The organism is Erwinia sp. LJJL01, assembly GCF_047300805.2.
GTDB classification, from domain to species: domain Bacteria; phylum Pseudomonadota; class Gammaproteobacteria; order Enterobacterales; family Enterobacteriaceae; genus Erwinia; species Erwinia aphidicola.
Genome location: NZ_CP178576.1, coordinates 2,428,951 through 2,442,764, shown reverse-complemented (window position 1 = coordinate 2,442,764; position 13,814 = coordinate 2,428,951). Strand labels below are relative to the sequence as shown.

Below are 13,814 nucleotides of genomic sequence, written 5' to 3'. Positions count from 1 at the left end.
AGCACCCGATGAAAATTGTTTTAAGCACCTTCGTCATCGCGGTGGCCCTGATGCAGTGCGCAGCGGCGCAGGCGGCAGACAACAGCGCGCTGATCAAGCGCGGCGAGTACCTGGCGCGGGCGGGCGACTGTACCGCCTGCCATACCGCCACCAACGGCCCGCTGTTTGGCGGCGGCTTTGCCGTCAGCACCCCGTTTGGTCAGATCTGGGGCAGTAACATCTCTTCCGATAAGCAGTACGGCATCGGCAGCTGGAGCGACGACCAGTTTGTCGCGGCAGTGCAGGAGGGCATTGGCAAAAATGGCGAGCAGCTCTACCCGGCGATGCCTTACGACTCCTTCACCAAAATGAAGCGCGAGGATGTGCTGGCGATTAAAGCTTACCTGATGTCGATGCCTGCGGTGCATCAGGCGTCACCGCAGACCGACCTGCCGTTCCCGTTCAATCAGCGCTGGGGGATGCGCTTCTGGAAGTGGTTCAACTTTGATCGGGGTGAGCTGCAGAACGATGCGCAGCAGAGCGCACAATGGAATAACGGCCGCTATCTGGTTGAGGCGCTGGCGCACTGTGGCACCTGCCATACGCCGCGCACTCTGACGATGGGCATGGATAACGATAAACCGCTGGCAGGCGGCGATCTGGGCGGCTGGCTGGCGTACAACATCACGCCGGATAAGCAGGCCGGGATTGGTGACTGGAGTCAGCAGGAGCTGGTGACCTACCTGAAAACCGGCTTTGTCGCCGGAAAAGCCAGCGCCTCCGGCCCGATGGCGGAAGCTATCGAGCACAGCCTGCAGTACCTGCCGGAGAGCGATCTTGAGGATATTGCCACCTATCTCAAGAGCGTGAAGCCTCAGGGGGATAAGCAGCAGACCCGGGCGCGGGACAGCTGGGGGCAACCGTCGAATGCGCTGATTACGCTGCGCGGTGCGGATGCCGCCACGCGTGATGCGCAGCCGGGTGCGGTGGTGTTTGCCGGCAACTGCGCCAGCTGCCACGGCGCGGACGGAGCGGGTTCGGGCAAGGGCTTCCATGCCTATCCATCGCTGTTCCACCACACCAGCACCGGCGCGGCCGATGCGCGTAACCTGGTGTCGGTAGTGCTGAACGGCGTGCGCCGCCACATGGCCGAAGGCGAGATCTTTATGCCCGCCTTTGCCCCGGAGCTGAGCGACCAGCAGGTGGCCGACGTCAGTAATTTTGTCAGCCAGCAGTTTGGTAACCCGGCGGCGGCAAACGTCAGCGCGAAGCAGGTCAGCACGCTGCGCGAGGAGGCCAAACTGGCCTCGCCACCGGTTTTCCAGCAGGGCGATAAGCCTTAAATGGTCTCACCCATAAAGATCTGATAGCTGAGATCGACCGAGTCGGCGACAAAATGACTGTCGCCGATTTTTTTTAGCAGCAGCTCCGCGGCGGTGTAACCGATCGCATAACGCGGGGTGATGACGCTCGCCATTGTCGGGTACATTTCGCGGCTGATTTCCAGCCCGTGAAAGCCGGCGATGGCAATGCGCTGCGGCACCGCAATGCCGTGACGCTGGCAGTGCAGCAGCGCACCGAGCGCCAGATCGTCATTGGTGCAGAACACCGCATCAAGGTCGGGATGCCGCTCCAGCGCGCTGGCGAGCATCGCCGCCCCCAGCTTCTGCGAGGAGATCGCCTTTGGATTGATGCGCAGCCCCACCCCGCCGTGCTGCTCCATCGCCTGGCAGTAACCCTGATAGCGAAACTCATCGCGCCGGTCATCCTGCGAGCCAAAGTAGATAATATTGCTGCGCCCCTGGTCGAGCAGCACCCGCGTCATATCGTAGCCCGCGCTGAAGTTATTAAAGCCAACCTGCATATCCAGACAGCCGCCCTGGGTGTCCATCACTTCAACAATCGGGATCTGCGCCGCACGCAGATATTTCACCGCACGCAGGGTGTGATCCTTCTCGCTCAGCAGAATGCCGTCGATGTTGTACGACAGCAGATTGATGATCTGCTCCTCTTCCGTCTGCCTGTCATAGTTGTAGTTGGCGATCAGCGTCTGGTAGCGCCCCTCCTTGGTCGCCGCTTCAATGCCGCTCAGCAGGTCGGCGAAGATCTGATTTTTAAACGAGGGGATCAGCACGCCGAGGGTGTAGCTTTTCGAACTGAGCAGCATCTCCGGCGCGCGGTTGGGAATGTAGTTTATCTCTTCGATGATCTGCGCGATTTTCGCCCCGGTCTGCGGCGAAACGCGGTCGGGGGTGCGCAGATAGCGGCTGACCGTCATTTTGGTTACGCCAGCAAGCGAAGCGATGTCCTGCAGGGAGATTCGGTGCGCGCGCATCAGGGTTCCGTGATTAAATGTGAAAAGGGGCGACCAGAAAATCGGTCGCCCCCTACTGTACAGCACAAGATTAATGAATAATCGCGTTCAGGATCAACACCCCTGCCAGGCCGAGGAAGGAGATCAGGGTTTCCATCACCGTCCAGGTTTTCAGCGTTTCGACCACGCTCAGGTTGAAGTAACCTTTGAACAGCCAGAAGCCCGGGTCGTTAACGTGGGAGGCGATAACGCTACCGGAGCCGACCGCCAGCACCATCAGCGCCGGGTCGGCGTGGGTGATAGCGATAATTGGCGTGACGATACCCGCGGTAGTAATCGCCGCCACGGTTGCTGAACCCAGCGCGATACGCAGCATCGCCGCGACCGTCCAGCACATCAGCAGCGGAGACAGCGACGAGCCTTTCATCATATTGGCGATGTAGTCGCCCACGCCGCTGTCGACCAGCACCTGCTTAAAGGCACCGCCACCGGCGATAATAAAGACGATCATGGCAATGGCGGCAATCGACGAACCGCACATCTCCATCACCTCTTCCATCTTGCGTCCGTTCCGCAGGCCGAGGGTGAAGACGGCAATCACCACCGAGATAAACAGCGCCACCGCCGGGTTGCCGACAAATTCGAAGAACTGGCGCAGCACGTTCTCTTTCGGCGTGGTCAGCTCAAACACCGCCGCCACCGCCATCAGGATCACCGGGATCACTGCGGCAAAAATGCTGGTCCAGAAGCCAGGCATTTCATGGTCTTCGAAGATTTTCGGGTTATACAGCCCTTCCGGCGGCGATTTTTCAAAGCCTTTGAGGAATTTAGAGAAGATTGGCCCGGCGATAATCACCGTCGGGATGGTGATGATCATGCCGTACAGCAGCGTGGTGCCGAGATTGGCGCCAAAGATGGTGGCGATCGCCGTCGGGCCCGGGTGCGGCGGCAGGAAGCAGTGGGTGACCGACAGCGCGGCAACCATCGGCAGGCCAACGTACAGCATCGGCATACCCGATGCGGCAACCACGGTAAACACCAGCGGCAGCAGCAGCACGAAGCCGATTTCATAGAACATCGCCAGGCCGACGATCAGCCCGGTGACCATCAGCGCCCACTGCACGCGCTGCTTGCCAAACGAGGCGATCAGCGTGGTGGCAACGCGCTGCGCGGCCCCGGTGTCCGACACCAGTTTCCCCAGCATCGCCCCGAATCCGAGGATCAGCGCCAGGCTGCCGAGCGTGCCGCCAACCCCCTTCTGGATTGAGGCGATAACCGCCAGCGGCGTCATCCCTTCCGCCATCCCCACCACGGCGGAGACAAATATCAAGGCGATAAAGCCGTTGACCTTGAAGACGATCATCAGCACCAACAGCAGGATTACGCCAATAGCTATTATTGTAATGGGCATAAAGCACTTCCTTTGAGGTAGAGGTAGGTACAGGTGAATAAGTTGTAGCTGTTACACCGCCACTCGCATGCCACCATCGACAAAAAGTAAGTGGCCGTTCACAAAATCAGAGGCTTTCGATGCCAGGAACACCGCCGCCCCGATCAACTCCTCCGGGTTACCCCAGCGCGCCGCCGGGGTGCGCTTGCACAGCCAGGAGGTGAAGGCTTCATCATCCGCCAGTGCCTGGGTCATTTCGGTTTTGAAATAGCCCGGGGCAATGCCGTTGACCTGAATATTGTGGCGCGCCAGCTCCACGCACATGCCGCGCGTCAGCATGGTGACCGCCCCTTTCGACGCGGCATACGGCGTAATGGTGTCGCGCCCCAGCTCGCTCTGCATTGAGCCGATGTTGATAATTTTACCTTTCTGGCGCGTGACCATCTGGCGGGCCACCGCCTGCGAGACCAGGAACACCGCCGTTCTGGTTGACCGCAATCACCTCGTTCCAGTCCTGCTCCGGGAATTCGAGGAATGGGCGGCGGCGCTGGATCCCGGCGTTATTCACCAGCACATCAATCGGGCCTATTTCGCTCTCAATCTTCGCTACCGCCGCGTTCACTTCGGCGGACTGGGTGACGTTAAAGGCCACCGCGTGGGCCTTAAAGCCCTGCTGTTGCAGCTCGGCGGCGGCTCTCTCTGCGCCCTGCTGGGTGGTGGCGTTGATAATCACCTCTGCCCCGGCTTCGCACAGGCCCTTCGCCATCAGAAAGCCGATGCCGCGAGCGGAACCGGTGATCAGCACGCGTTTGTTTTCCAGCGAGAAAAGTGTGGTCATGGTCATCCCTTAGAAAGTTAGCTGCACTTTGGCGGCTTTGCTCTTGTCACCGGCAAACTGCAGCGCCGCATCGATATTCTGGTAGTCATAGGCACCGCTAAACAGCGGCAGCGGGTTAACCGTGCCGTTGCCGAGCCACTCAACCGCCGTATTGAACTCGGTGGTGAAGCGGAAAGAGCCGACCAGATTAATCTCTTTGGCGATCAGCATCATGATCGGGAAGCCCGGTACGTCGCCGCCCATACCAACCTGCACCAGCGTGCCTTTGGCGCGGGTGACTTCCAGGCAGCGGGTCAGCGAGGAGGGATGGCCGGAGGCCTCAAACGACACATCAAAATAGCCCTTATCCGCCAGGTAGGGCGCAAAATCGCCGTCTGCGGCATGAATAGTGCGGGTCGCGCCCATGGCGGTTGCCATCTCCAGCGAGCGCTCGCTGACGTCGGCACAGACCACTTCCGCCGCGCCTTTGGCTTTCGCCGCGGCGGCAATCAGGCAGCCAATCGGACCCACGCCGGAGATAAACACTTTTTTGCCTTTCAGCGCGCCGCCCTGGTTGGCCGCGTGAATGCACACCGCCAGCGGTTCTGCGAACACCATAATGGTGTCGTCGGCGGCGTTGTCGTAGGGGATGCACTGCGCGCTGTCGACCACTTTGTACTGGGTAAAGCCGCCGTCCACGTGCGGGGTATACATCGCGCTGCCGAAGAAGCGCATGGTGGTGCACTGGTTATCTTCATCCGCCAGGCAATACTTGCAGGAGCCGCAAGGCTTCGACGGGTTAACCGCCACTTTCTGCCCCTCTGTTAGCGCCGGGTTATCGCTTTTCACCACCTGGCCGATCACTTCGTGGCCGAGGATCATCGGCATCTTCACCGCAAAACTGCCGACTTTACCGTGCTGGTAGTAGTGCAGATCGGAACCGCAGATGCCGCCGCGCGTGATGCGCACCAGCGTGCCTTCGCCCTGGTAGTTGACCTGCTGGCTGATGACTTCAACCTGTTGTTTACCGTTAATCATGCAGGATTGCGTGATGGTGCTCATGACGTACCTCTAAATGCGTATCAGTTCAGCTGCCTATCAGACAGATGTTTAACTTGTAAAACTGTGAATCAGATCACCAAAATTCATGTTACTAAACCCATGTTACGCATAACGTGAAGCAGGTAGCTCTTTCAGGGTAGCGGGAATCAGTGGCGCGCATCACAAAGCCAATAACTGCACTTTCGTCACGCTCATATCACCGCTACAGTAGAACTCATCCGACCACTTCAGGAATCGCTGACGATGAGCGTCTCACTGTTTGCCCCCCTCGACCTGGGATTCACCCAGCTTAAAAACCGTTTTCTGATGGGTTCGATGCATACCGGGCTGGAAGAGCACCCGGATGGCGCGGCGCGGCTGGCCGCTTTTTATGCCGAGCGCGCCCGTGCCGGGGTGGCACTGATTGTTACCGGCGGCATCGCCCCCTCGCCGGAGGGGGTGGTGAGCAGAGGCGCTTCGGTGCTCAATGACGCGTCGCAGCTGCCGCATCACCGCGAAGTTACCGACGCGGTGCATCAGGCGGGTGGCAAAATCGCCATGCAGATCCTGCACGCCGGGCGCTACAGCTATCAGCCCGCGCTGGTCGCCCCTTCCGCACTGCAGGCGCCGATTAACCCGTTTACACCGCGCGCGTTAAGCCATGATGACATTGTCCAGCTGATCGCCGATTACGCCCGCTGTGCGCGGCTGGCGCAGCAGGCGGGCTATGACGGCGTGGAAATTATGGCCTCCGAAGGCTATCTGATTAACCAGTTCCTGGTGGCGCGTACCAACCAGCGCGACGACCAATGGGGCGGCGATGAAGCCCGCCGTCAGCGGCTGGCGCTGGCGATCCTGCGGGCGGTGCGCGCCGCCGTCGGTGAGGCGTTTATTATTATCTTCCGCCTGTCGATGCTCGACCTGGTGGAACAGGGCAGCACCCTCGAGCAGACCATCCGCCTGGCCAAAGCGGTGGAACAGGCCGGTGCGACGCTGATCAACACCGGCATTGGCTGGCACGAGGCGCGCATTCCGACCATCGCCACTTCGGTGCCGCGCGCGGCGTTTGGCTGGGTAACGCAGACGCTGAAGCAGCATCTGCGCATCCCGCTGATTACCACCAACCGCATTAATCACCCGGACGTGGCGCAGGCGCTGCTGGACGAGGGCTGCGCTGATATGGTGTCGATGGCGCGGCCGTTTCTTGCCGACGCGGAGTTTGTGCTGAAAGCGCAGCAGGGGCGAAGCGATGAGATCAACACCTGCATTGGCTGTAACCAGGCCTGCCTCGATCAGATTTTCGTCGGCAAGCTGACCTCCTGCCTGGTGAATCCACGCGCCTGCCACGAGACCGAGCTGGTGATGACGCCCGCGCAGCAGATCAAACGCATTGCCGTGGTCGGTGCCGGGCCTGCCGGGCTGGCGTTTGCAGTTAACGCCGCGCAGCGCGGCCACCGGGTGACGCTGTTTGATGCCAGCCCGCAGGTTGGCGGCCAGTTCAATATTGCGCGTCAGATCCCCGGTAAAGAGGAGTTCAGCGAGACGCTGCGCTACTATCGCCGCCAGCTGGCGCTGCATCATGTTGTCCAGCGGCTGGATCACCCTGCCAGCGCTGACGATCTGGCCGGGTTTGATGAGGTGGTGCTGGCGAGCGGGATCGTGCCGCGCACCCCGCAGATCCCCGGCATCGATCACCCTTCGGTATTGAGCTATCTCGACGTGATCCGCGATAAAAGACCGGTCGGGCCGCGCGTGGCGATTATTGGCGCGGGCGGCATCGGCTTTGATACGGCGGAGTACCTGGCCGCCAGCGGCGAGCAGACCGCGCTGGATATCGCCGCATTTTGCCAGCAGTGGGGCATTGACCGCAGCCTGCAGCAGCCCGGCGGCCTGACGCGCCCGGTACTGCCGCATAGCCAAAGGCAGATCTGGCTGCTGCAGCGTAAACCCGGCAAGCCGGGCGCCGGGCTGGCAAAAACCACCGGCTGGATCCACCGCGCCAGCCTGCAAATGCACGGTGTGCAGATGTGGGGCGGCGTGCAGTATCTGCGTATTGATAATGACGGGCTGCATATTCTGCGCGACGGCGAACCGCAGCGGCTGGCAGTCGATAACGTGGTGATCTGCGCCGGTCAGGAGCCCAACCGCCGTTTAGCCGATGCGCTGATGGCGCAGGGGAAGCAACCGCATATTATCGGCGGCGCCGATGTCGCCGAGGAGCTGGATGCCAGGCGGGCAATTGCCCAGGGCACCAGGCTGGGGCTGGGGATTTAATTTGTTCCTCGTTGCCGGGAATATTTGTGTCTGCTGCGGGGCAACATTGAGCACGCCGGACCGGCAAAGGCTGCATCCCTGCCCCTCAAATCGGGCGCCCGCTGTGAATGAGGTTGGCGGCAGTTTATAGCGGGTGACCTTTTTCCGGTCACCCCGTGGCAGTGGCGGAAGTGGGGGGATAAACATAGTATATTTTCACCAGTGACCAGACCCAATAAGACGAAATCTGTTCTGATGGTCTGCTCAGTGCCCTGGAGCGGACTTTGCAAACATCACTGTTTTAATTAGAGGATAACAGGTCATAATATGTGGGCCTCATTGACTGCGTTCCATCAATTCAAGCGTCTGACCATCAGGGCTTTGTAAATATATTACTCTGGTTCCCTGCATGGGGCCTGACAACACTGTCTGAGGTTTACCCGGCGTCTTCCAGCCGTAGTCCGATACTTTGCCCAAGAGCGTATCAAGATCCTCAACTATAAAAGCAAGGTGAGCGTAGCCTGGGATATAGGGCGCTGAAGGTTCTTCTGGCTGCTCAATGTTATTGTATTGTAGTAATTCAATTTGAATATCAGCCAGTTCAAGCAAAGCCATTCGTACATCAGCTCCCCTTGCACCTGTTACCTCATCGATTATAGGTCCAGACATTTTTCCTTCACGTAATAATTTACCTCCAAGAATCCGAGTCCAAAATAATAATGAGTCTTCAATGTTTTTAACTGAAAAACCAACGTGATTAACACTTAAGATCATGCAATTACCTGCTGAGTTTTGAATGTTCATCATCCAACTATATAGAAAAACTGCTTTATTTCTACACGATCAATGCGCGACCGTTTTACAAGCCTGCATCTTTTATCGATAAATTGCGAATGACTATATCTCGCTCATTGCGGACTGTCAGATTTAATTATTTCCTATCAAGATTCCAGCCTCGATGCTTCGCAATGGGCAACGATGTAGCAAGCAGTGAGAGTTCACCTCCTGAACGAAATAGGAGATGACGTTCTTAATGGTGAGACGGGCGTACCGAAAAAGAGGGTCCGCCGCTACGCCGCTGCGTGCCCCAGAGAAAAATCGAAACGTATCTCATCAAACGGGAACTGAATTCCATCGGGGCCATGTTCAATGACACCGTGGCTAAGCAGCTTCTTCACGTCGGTATGCACGCCCTTAATATCTCTGCCGACGCGTCGTGCGACCTCTCTGACCGACAAGTTGCCCTCGCCTGTCATGGCATTGAGGATGTTCATGCATTTTGGCGTAAGCACTTTGTGCAACAAGTCCCAGCTGGTGAAAGAGAGGAAATCGCCACGCGCTTTCACGTCGCCTTTGATTGCTGCCAGCGTACGGCGCTGAGTCTCTTCAATGGTGGAAATATTAATCGTTAATGTTCTCATGGCATTACCCCTTGAAGTTGTTTACGTCATCCCAAAAAGCCGAGAGCAACCCCTCAAGGCTTTCAAAAGAGATGCCGACCTCATCACTGCCGATATGTTTGTGATCGCCCTTGCCAGCTTCGTTGTCATAGCGCAGTACGCATTGTCCATCGACAACATAAGCGAGGCGGTACTTATAACCATGCTGGCTCGCCCTAACGGGAGGAGCGACTTCCCAGACAACAATTTCAACAAGCGCGTTATCATCAATAAATTGACGGATTCTGATTAACTGCTTTGCGACCATTGGGATATCCTTTCCACTTTCAGGTGTTGTAAATAATACCAACACTGCAGGGTGTTGTAAAACATTACAACAAAATTAGAGCACCTTAGCATCTTGCGGGCGGACCGAAAAAGAGGGTCCGCCCCTACAACAGTTTGCTGTCATTTTGTCGCCATGGTTTCCGCCCGCTTTTCTGGTAGCATCGAGCTCTTTCCCGCTTTGAGGAATTCACCATGCCCTCCCCTTATCGCTCACCGCTGCTTTCCCGTATTGACTGGCTCGACCACGCGTTTCTGCCCGCCGGGGAGCGCCCGCCGCAAGGGACGATCTACAACCAGCAGCGCCACAGCGCGCGCGTGATCCGCGATGTTGAGGCCCTGCCGGTCAAAAGCCAGGATGCGGACGGGTTAATTGGCAGCGGGTCAAATCCGCTGGCGGTATATACCGCCGACTGCCTGCCGATCTTGCTGGCCGATACGCGCCAGCAGCAGGTGGCGGCGGTACACGGTGGGTTAAAAGGGGTGCTGAGCGGCGTGCTGATTAATGCGATCCAGGCCTTATGCACACGCGGGGCGACGCCGGATAGCCTGTATATCGCCATCGGCCCGGCGATTGGGCCGTGCTGCTATGAGCTGGGGCAGGATGTGATTGACCATGCGCAGCAGGATGACCCGCAGCAGCTGGCCGAAATGCTGCCGTGGTCGGCGCAGGCGGTCAACAATCCGCTGGCGCAGCGCGCGCAGGCGCAGGGCACGACGGGGGGAGTGTGGTTTGATTTGCCGCTGCTGGCGCACAGGATTGCGCGACGGGCGGGCGTGCCGCAGGCGCAGATTGATCAGGCGGGGATTTGTACCTACTGCATGGCGGAGGAGAAAGCCAGCTACCGCCGCAACAGCCATTGCCAGCACGGATATGAGCAGCGCTTCTCGTGGATTGCGAAGCGGTGATAACAGCGGGCGAGGCATGCCTCGCCACTACGGTTGGTGCGAAATTTTCGTAGGGGTCGACCTTTTTTTCGGTCGACCCGCACTCCTCTAGTTACGGCATCTTCACCGAGCGCAGCACCACAAATTTCTGGTTGCTGGCGACGGTGGTGCAGTTACCAAACAGCTTTTTCATTTTGTGGTAGTTATCGAGGTGGCGGTTGCCGACGATGCGCAGCTCGCCGCCGTCCTGCAGGCAGCGGCGCGCATCGCGCAGCATCTGCCAGGCGATATGGTCGGTGACCGCGCTCTGCTGGTGGAACGGCGGGTTGCACAGCACCGCATGCAGGCGATCGGACGGGAAGCCGGCCAGCGAGTTATTGACGCGGAACTCGCTGCGCGCCAGATCCTGCGGGCGGTTGGCTTCAATGTTCATACGGCTGGAGGCCACCGCCATGTAAGACTCATCGACGAAGTGCAGCTGCGCCAGCGGATTCTGCTGCAGCGCCATCAGGCCTATCACCCCATTGCCGCAGCCGAGGTCAACAATCTCCCCTTCCAGATCGGACGGCAGATGCTGCAGGAAGAAGCGCGCGCCCACGTCCAGCCCGCCGCGCGAGAAGACGTTGGCGTGGTTGCCGATCTGATAGTCGGTGCCGTCCAGCTGCCAGCGCGCAATCACGTCACTCTCTGCCAGTGCTGGTTTTGTGAAGGTGCCGTAAATCAGACGCGCTTTTTTCCACGCCAGCGAGGTGGTAGTCGGGCCGAGCACTTTTTCAAACAGCTGCAGGGTCGAGGTGTGGATATCTTTCGCTTTACCGGCGGCGATAATCTGGGTCTGCGGGGTCACGACCGCGCGCAGCGCACGCAGCTGCTGTTCCAGTAATGCGAGGGTTTTTGGCACTTTCAGCAGTACGCGAGCCGGGGCGGCCGGCAGTGGCGCCAGGCTGTCCAGCAGCTGCACGCCGCCCTCATCCAGCCCGTTGAGCGCCAGGTTCTGCCGCGTCGCCTGCTGGTTCAGCCAGGAATCACTGATGCTGTACACGCCCTCGCCCGCCAGCGCACAGCCCAGCGCGCCGAAGGTATCGTTAAAGATCAGCGTCGGGCCGTTGACCGGGGCATCATCAAGATGGCGCAGCAGATATTCGTCGGCCGCATCCCAGGCCTGCAACGGGCTCTCTTCGCGCATTTGTGGAAATCGATGCAGCGTCAGCGTGCGGTTGCTCAGTTCAAGTTGGCTCATGGGATCACCTTAGTGGTAAAATTTCCGCGTTTTATCCCCTAAAACGGGCGCGCAGTAAACGTTTTTCTTTAATGGAGTTCGCATGTCGTCACTGATTTACCTGCAAGGTTACCCTGAATCCCTGCTGTCACAGGTGCGCACGCTGATCGAACAGCAGCGTTTAGGCGAGGTGATCAACCAGCGTTATCCGTCCACGCACGGCATCACCAGCGATAAAGCGCTGTATGACTACGCGCTGGATCTCAAGAATCAGGCGCTGCGCAATGCCCCGCCGCTGAATAAAGTGCTGTACGACAGTAAGATCAAAGTGATGAAGCACGCGCTGGGGCTGCATACCGCCATCTCACGCGTGCAGGGCGGTAAGCTGAAGGCCAAAGCCGAGATCCGCGTGGCGACCATTTTCAAACAGGCGCCGGAAGCATTCCTGCGTATGATTGTGGTACACGAGCTGGCGCACATCAAAGAGAAGGATCACAACAAAGCGTTTTATCAGCTCTGCTGCCATATGGAACCGCAATATCACCAGCTGGAGTTTGATACGCGCCTGTGGCTGACGGCGCAGGCGATGGAAGGGCGTGAAGGATAGTGAAAAAAAACCCCGCACGTCGCGGGGGGAAAAGCCGGTTATCGCGCGCGACAAACCGGTTTAAGTACTTCAATCGGACAGGTTTATTGAAAAACCACTTTCGAGATTCTGTCGTGATGCCACGCGGGCATCCGCTTCGCGCAGCAGCGGTTCAGCTTCCAGCTGCAGCATCAGGCTTTTGCCCTTTATCGCTGCCCCACCCGGGCTGACAAACGCCAGCAGCCCGTTGGCTTTCAGTGCCAGGCTACCCGGCTGTTCGGCGCGCCCTGCGGGCTGCATTTTAATCTGTACCGGCTGACCGTCGAGCCGTGCCTCTTTCACCACTACCCGCAGCTCGCCGTTCTGACCGTAGCGAAAACCACCGTTCAGGGCGCTGTCACCGTTAATCATCAGCTTCATCGTCTGGGAGAAGGGACAGGTGACGCTAACGTTCACCATCCGCTTACCGAGCGATAAGCGATCGCCTCCCTCTGCGGCGGGCTGCAGCTGCCAGCGCGACAGGGAGCCAAAATCAGCCTGGCCCCCCCCGGCACTCAGGGTGCAGCGGCTGTCAGTGGGGATCGACAGCGGCATTTCAGACGGGTTGCCGGGCATCGTTGGGGGCGCCGCATAAACCGCAGCATTGAGAAGAAGCAGTAGCAGGGTAAATTTTTTCATCGCGGTATCCTGCTGCCGCCAGCGTTTGCAGGCGGCAGCGTCAGGAGAGGATTAGTTCAGGGCTGCGTCGTAGCTCTGTACCGTAAAGCCCCAGGTGGTGGCCGGAGAAATACGCACCTGCTTGCTGCCGCTAACGGACTTATTCTTATCATTGCTCAGGGTAATGGTCTGCCCCGGCAGCACATAGCTGTTGGTCATGTTCCACTGACTGTTGTCCGGCAGGGTCTGCACGCTGGAGCCCATGCGCACCACGTAAGGCGATGGGTTAGTGACCACCAGCTTACCGCCCTGCGTTGACCACTTCAGCTGCTTCCACGGCGCTTCATCGCGTGCGAGGCCCGCAGGACGGATCAGCACCGGCAGGTTCTGACGCACGGTCATGCGCACTTCGTTTTTGCCTTTCTCTTTCGGCGGTACGCCTTCGAAAATCACCCGCTTCAGGCGTTCGGTCTTCAGCGGCGTTTTGCTGGTCAGAATAAAACGCACGCGCTGCGATTTCCCGGCTTCGACACGGGCGGCGGGCGGCGTAATCGTCAGCAGGGATTCGTTATCTTCTTTGATATTTTCCAGCGAGGTCATCAGCAGCACCGGGAAGCCATCGCTGTTTTTTACGTTGATGGCACCTTCGCCATCGGACTCTTCCACGATAACCACCGAGGTTTCCGGGATCATGCCGGTCGCCAGCGCCAGGGAAGAAAACAGGGACAGAGAGAGTGCGCCTGCGGCCAGTAAAGAGGTCATTTTGTTCAGTTTCATGTTGGGTTCTCGACGTGTTTATAAATCAATTAAGGTTTCGGGTGCCTGGGTCTTTCTGCCCGGCTTATCCTCCGCTTTGGAGGTGACAGCGTCCTTGCTGTCAGGTGTTGAACTATTCCCTTTCGACCCATCCCTGTGCCGATGAAGAGAGTTTGACAGGTTGAGGGAG

The 13,814-nt window shown here is 58.6% G+C and carries 13 protein-coding genes and 1 pseudogene; 4 read left to right on the top strand and 10 right to left on the bottom strand.

Annotation, left to right across the window (positions count from 1 at the left end):
• Positions 1-50: 50 nt before the first annotated feature.
• Positions 51-1,322 (top strand): cytochrome c, encoded by a 1,272-nt coding sequence (locus tag ACLI4M_RS12055; RefSeq protein WP_253539498.1) that lies wholly within the window; start codon positions 51-53, stop codon positions 1,320-1,322.
• Here ACLI4M_RS12055 and idnR read toward each other — a convergent pair.
• From idnR to idnD, 4 genes and pseudogenes are all read right to left on the bottom strand, one after another.
• A complete protein-coding gene (gene idnR / locus ACLI4M_RS12050) occupies positions 1,319-2,314 on the bottom strand; it encodes a DNA-binding transcriptional regulator IdnR (protein WP_133624886.1) in 996 nt (331 codons plus the stop codon). The two genes, ACLI4M_RS12055 and idnR, sit on opposite strands and share 4 nt — an antisense overlap.
• 70 nt (positions 2,315-2,384) lie before the next feature.
• The gene (locus ACLI4M_RS12045; protein WP_048917421.1) at positions 2,385-3,704 is read right to left on the bottom strand and encodes a gluconate:H+ symporter; all 1,320 of its coding nucleotides are present in this window, start codon (positions 3,702-3,704) and stop codon (positions 2,385-2,387) included.
• A gap of 51 nt (positions 3,705-3,755) precedes the next feature.
• A pseudogene (idnO, locus tag ACLI4M_RS12040) lies at positions 3,756-4,521 on the bottom strand (gluconate 5-dehydrogenase).
• A gap of 9 nt (positions 4,522-4,530) precedes the next feature.
• Entirely contained in the window at positions 4,531-5,562 is a 1,032-nt protein-coding gene (gene idnD / locus ACLI4M_RS12035) for an L-idonate 5-dehydrogenase (RefSeq protein ID WP_133624887.1), read from the bottom strand.
• Positions 5,563-5,805: 243 nt separating this feature from the next.
• Here idnD and ACLI4M_RS12030 point away from each other — a divergent pair, with 243 nt between their 5' ends.
• Positions 5,806-7,815 carry an FAD-dependent oxidoreductase gene (locus ACLI4M_RS12030; RefSeq protein WP_133624888.1) on the top strand — a complete coding sequence of 670 codons (2,010 nt, stop codon included), beginning with the start codon at positions 5,806-5,808 and terminating at the stop codon, positions 7,813-7,815.
• 315 nt (positions 7,816-8,130) lie between these two features.
• Here the strand turns inward: ACLI4M_RS12030 and ACLI4M_RS12025 are convergent, their stop codons facing one another.
• The 3 genes from ACLI4M_RS12025 to ACLI4M_RS12015 form a co-directional block, all read right to left on the bottom strand.
• Positions 8,131-8,568 (bottom strand): VOC family protein, encoded by a 438-nt coding sequence (locus tag ACLI4M_RS12025; RefSeq protein ID WP_133624889.1) that lies wholly within the window; start codon positions 8,566-8,568, stop codon positions 8,131-8,133.
• A 296-nt stretch (positions 8,569-8,864) separates the two neighbouring features.
• Positions 8,865-9,215 carry a winged helix-turn-helix transcriptional regulator gene (locus ACLI4M_RS12020; protein ID WP_133624890.1) on the bottom strand — a complete coding sequence of 117 codons (351 nt, stop codon included), beginning with the start codon at positions 9,213-9,215 and terminating at the stop codon, positions 8,865-8,867.
• Between the two features lie 4 nt (positions 9,216-9,219).
• The gene (locus tag ACLI4M_RS12015; RefSeq protein ID WP_133624891.1) at positions 9,220-9,501 is read right to left on the bottom strand and encodes a toxin-antitoxin system TumE family protein; all 282 of its coding nucleotides are present in this window, start codon (positions 9,499-9,501) and stop codon (positions 9,220-9,222) included.
• Positions 9,502-9,713: 212 nt separating this feature from the next.
• Between ACLI4M_RS12015 and ACLI4M_RS12010 the strand changes: the two genes are divergently transcribed.
• The gene (locus ACLI4M_RS12010; protein WP_133624892.1) at positions 9,714-10,427 is read left to right on the top strand and encodes a polyphenol oxidase family protein; all 714 of its coding nucleotides are present in this window, start codon (positions 9,714-9,716) and stop codon (positions 10,425-10,427) included.
• A 91-nt stretch (positions 10,428-10,518) separates the two neighbouring features.
• On the opposite strand, the gene rlmG is transcribed toward ACLI4M_RS12010, so the two are convergent.
• Entirely contained in the window at positions 10,519-11,646 is a 1,128-nt protein-coding gene (gene rlmG, locus ACLI4M_RS12005; protein WP_133624893.1) for a 23S rRNA (guanine(1835)-N(2))-methyltransferase RlmG, read from the bottom strand.
• Between the two features lie 82 nt (positions 11,647-11,728).
• Here rlmG and ACLI4M_RS12000 point away from each other — a divergent pair, with 82 nt between their 5' ends.
• On the top strand, positions 11,729-12,232 hold the full coding sequence (locus ACLI4M_RS12000) for a M48 metallopeptidase family protein (protein ID WP_133624894.1): 504 nt from the start codon (positions 11,729-11,731) through the stop codon (positions 12,230-12,232).
• Positions 12,233-12,301: 69 nt separating this feature from the next.
• On the opposite strand, the gene ACLI4M_RS11995 is transcribed toward ACLI4M_RS12000, so the two are convergent.
• Both ACLI4M_RS11995 and ACLI4M_RS11990 read right to left on the bottom strand, forming a co-directional pair.
• Entirely contained in the window at positions 12,302-12,889 is a 588-nt protein-coding gene (locus ACLI4M_RS11995; protein ID WP_133624895.1) for a hypothetical protein, read from the bottom strand.
• 51 nt (positions 12,890-12,940) lie between these two features.
• Positions 12,941-13,645 (bottom strand): fimbria/pilus chaperone family protein, encoded by a 705-nt coding sequence (locus tag ACLI4M_RS11990; protein ID WP_413449714.1) that lies wholly within the window; start codon positions 13,643-13,645, stop codon positions 12,941-12,943.
• Positions 13,646-13,814 lie beyond the last annotated feature (169 nt).

Coding starts and splice junctions, on each gene's coding strand:
- ACLI4M_RS12045 (WP_048917421.1), bottom strand. CDS start 3,704: ATGCCCATTACAATAATAGCTATTGGCGTAATCCTGCTGTTGGTGCTG.
- ACLI4M_RS12055 (WP_253539498.1), top strand. CDS start 51: ATGCAGTGCGCAGCGGCGCAGGCGGCAGACAACAGCGCGCTGATCAAG.
- idnD (WP_133624887.1), bottom strand. CDS start 5,562: ATGAGCACCATCACGCAATCCTGCATGATTAACGGTAAACAACAGGTT.
- ACLI4M_RS12000 (WP_133624894.1), top strand. CDS start 11,729: ATGTCGTCACTGATTTACCTGCAAGGTTACCCTGAATCCCTGCTGTCA.
- ACLI4M_RS11995 (WP_133624895.1), bottom strand. CDS start 12,889: ATGAAAAAATTTACCCTGCTACTGCTTCTTCTCAATGCTGCGGTTTAT.
- rlmG (WP_133624893.1), bottom strand. CDS start 11,646: ATGAGCCAACTTGAACTGAGCAACCGCACGCTGACGCTGCATCGATTT.
- ACLI4M_RS12030 (WP_133624888.1), top strand. CDS start 5,806: ATGAGCGTCTCACTGTTTGCCCCCCTCGACCTGGGATTCACCCAGCTT.
- ACLI4M_RS11990 (WP_413449714.1), bottom strand. CDS start 13,645: ATGAAACTGAACAAAATGACCTCTTTACTGGCCGCAGGCGCACTCTCT.
- idnR (WP_133624886.1), bottom strand. CDS start 2,314: ATGCGCGCGCACCGAATCTCCCTGCAGGACATCGCTTCGCTTGCTGGC.
- ACLI4M_RS12015 (WP_133624891.1), bottom strand. CDS start 9,501: ATGGTCGCAAAGCAGTTAATCAGAATCCGTCAATTTATTGATGATAAC.
- ACLI4M_RS12020 (WP_133624890.1), bottom strand. CDS start 9,215: ATGAGAACATTAACGATTAATATTTCCACCATTGAAGAGACTCAGCGC.
- ACLI4M_RS12025 (WP_133624889.1), bottom strand. CDS start 8,568: ATGATCTTAAGTGTTAATCACGTTGGTTTTTCAGTTAAAAACATTGAA.
- ACLI4M_RS12010 (WP_133624892.1), top strand. CDS start 9,714: ATGCCCTCCCCTTATCGCTCACCGCTGCTTTCCCGTATTGACTGGCTC.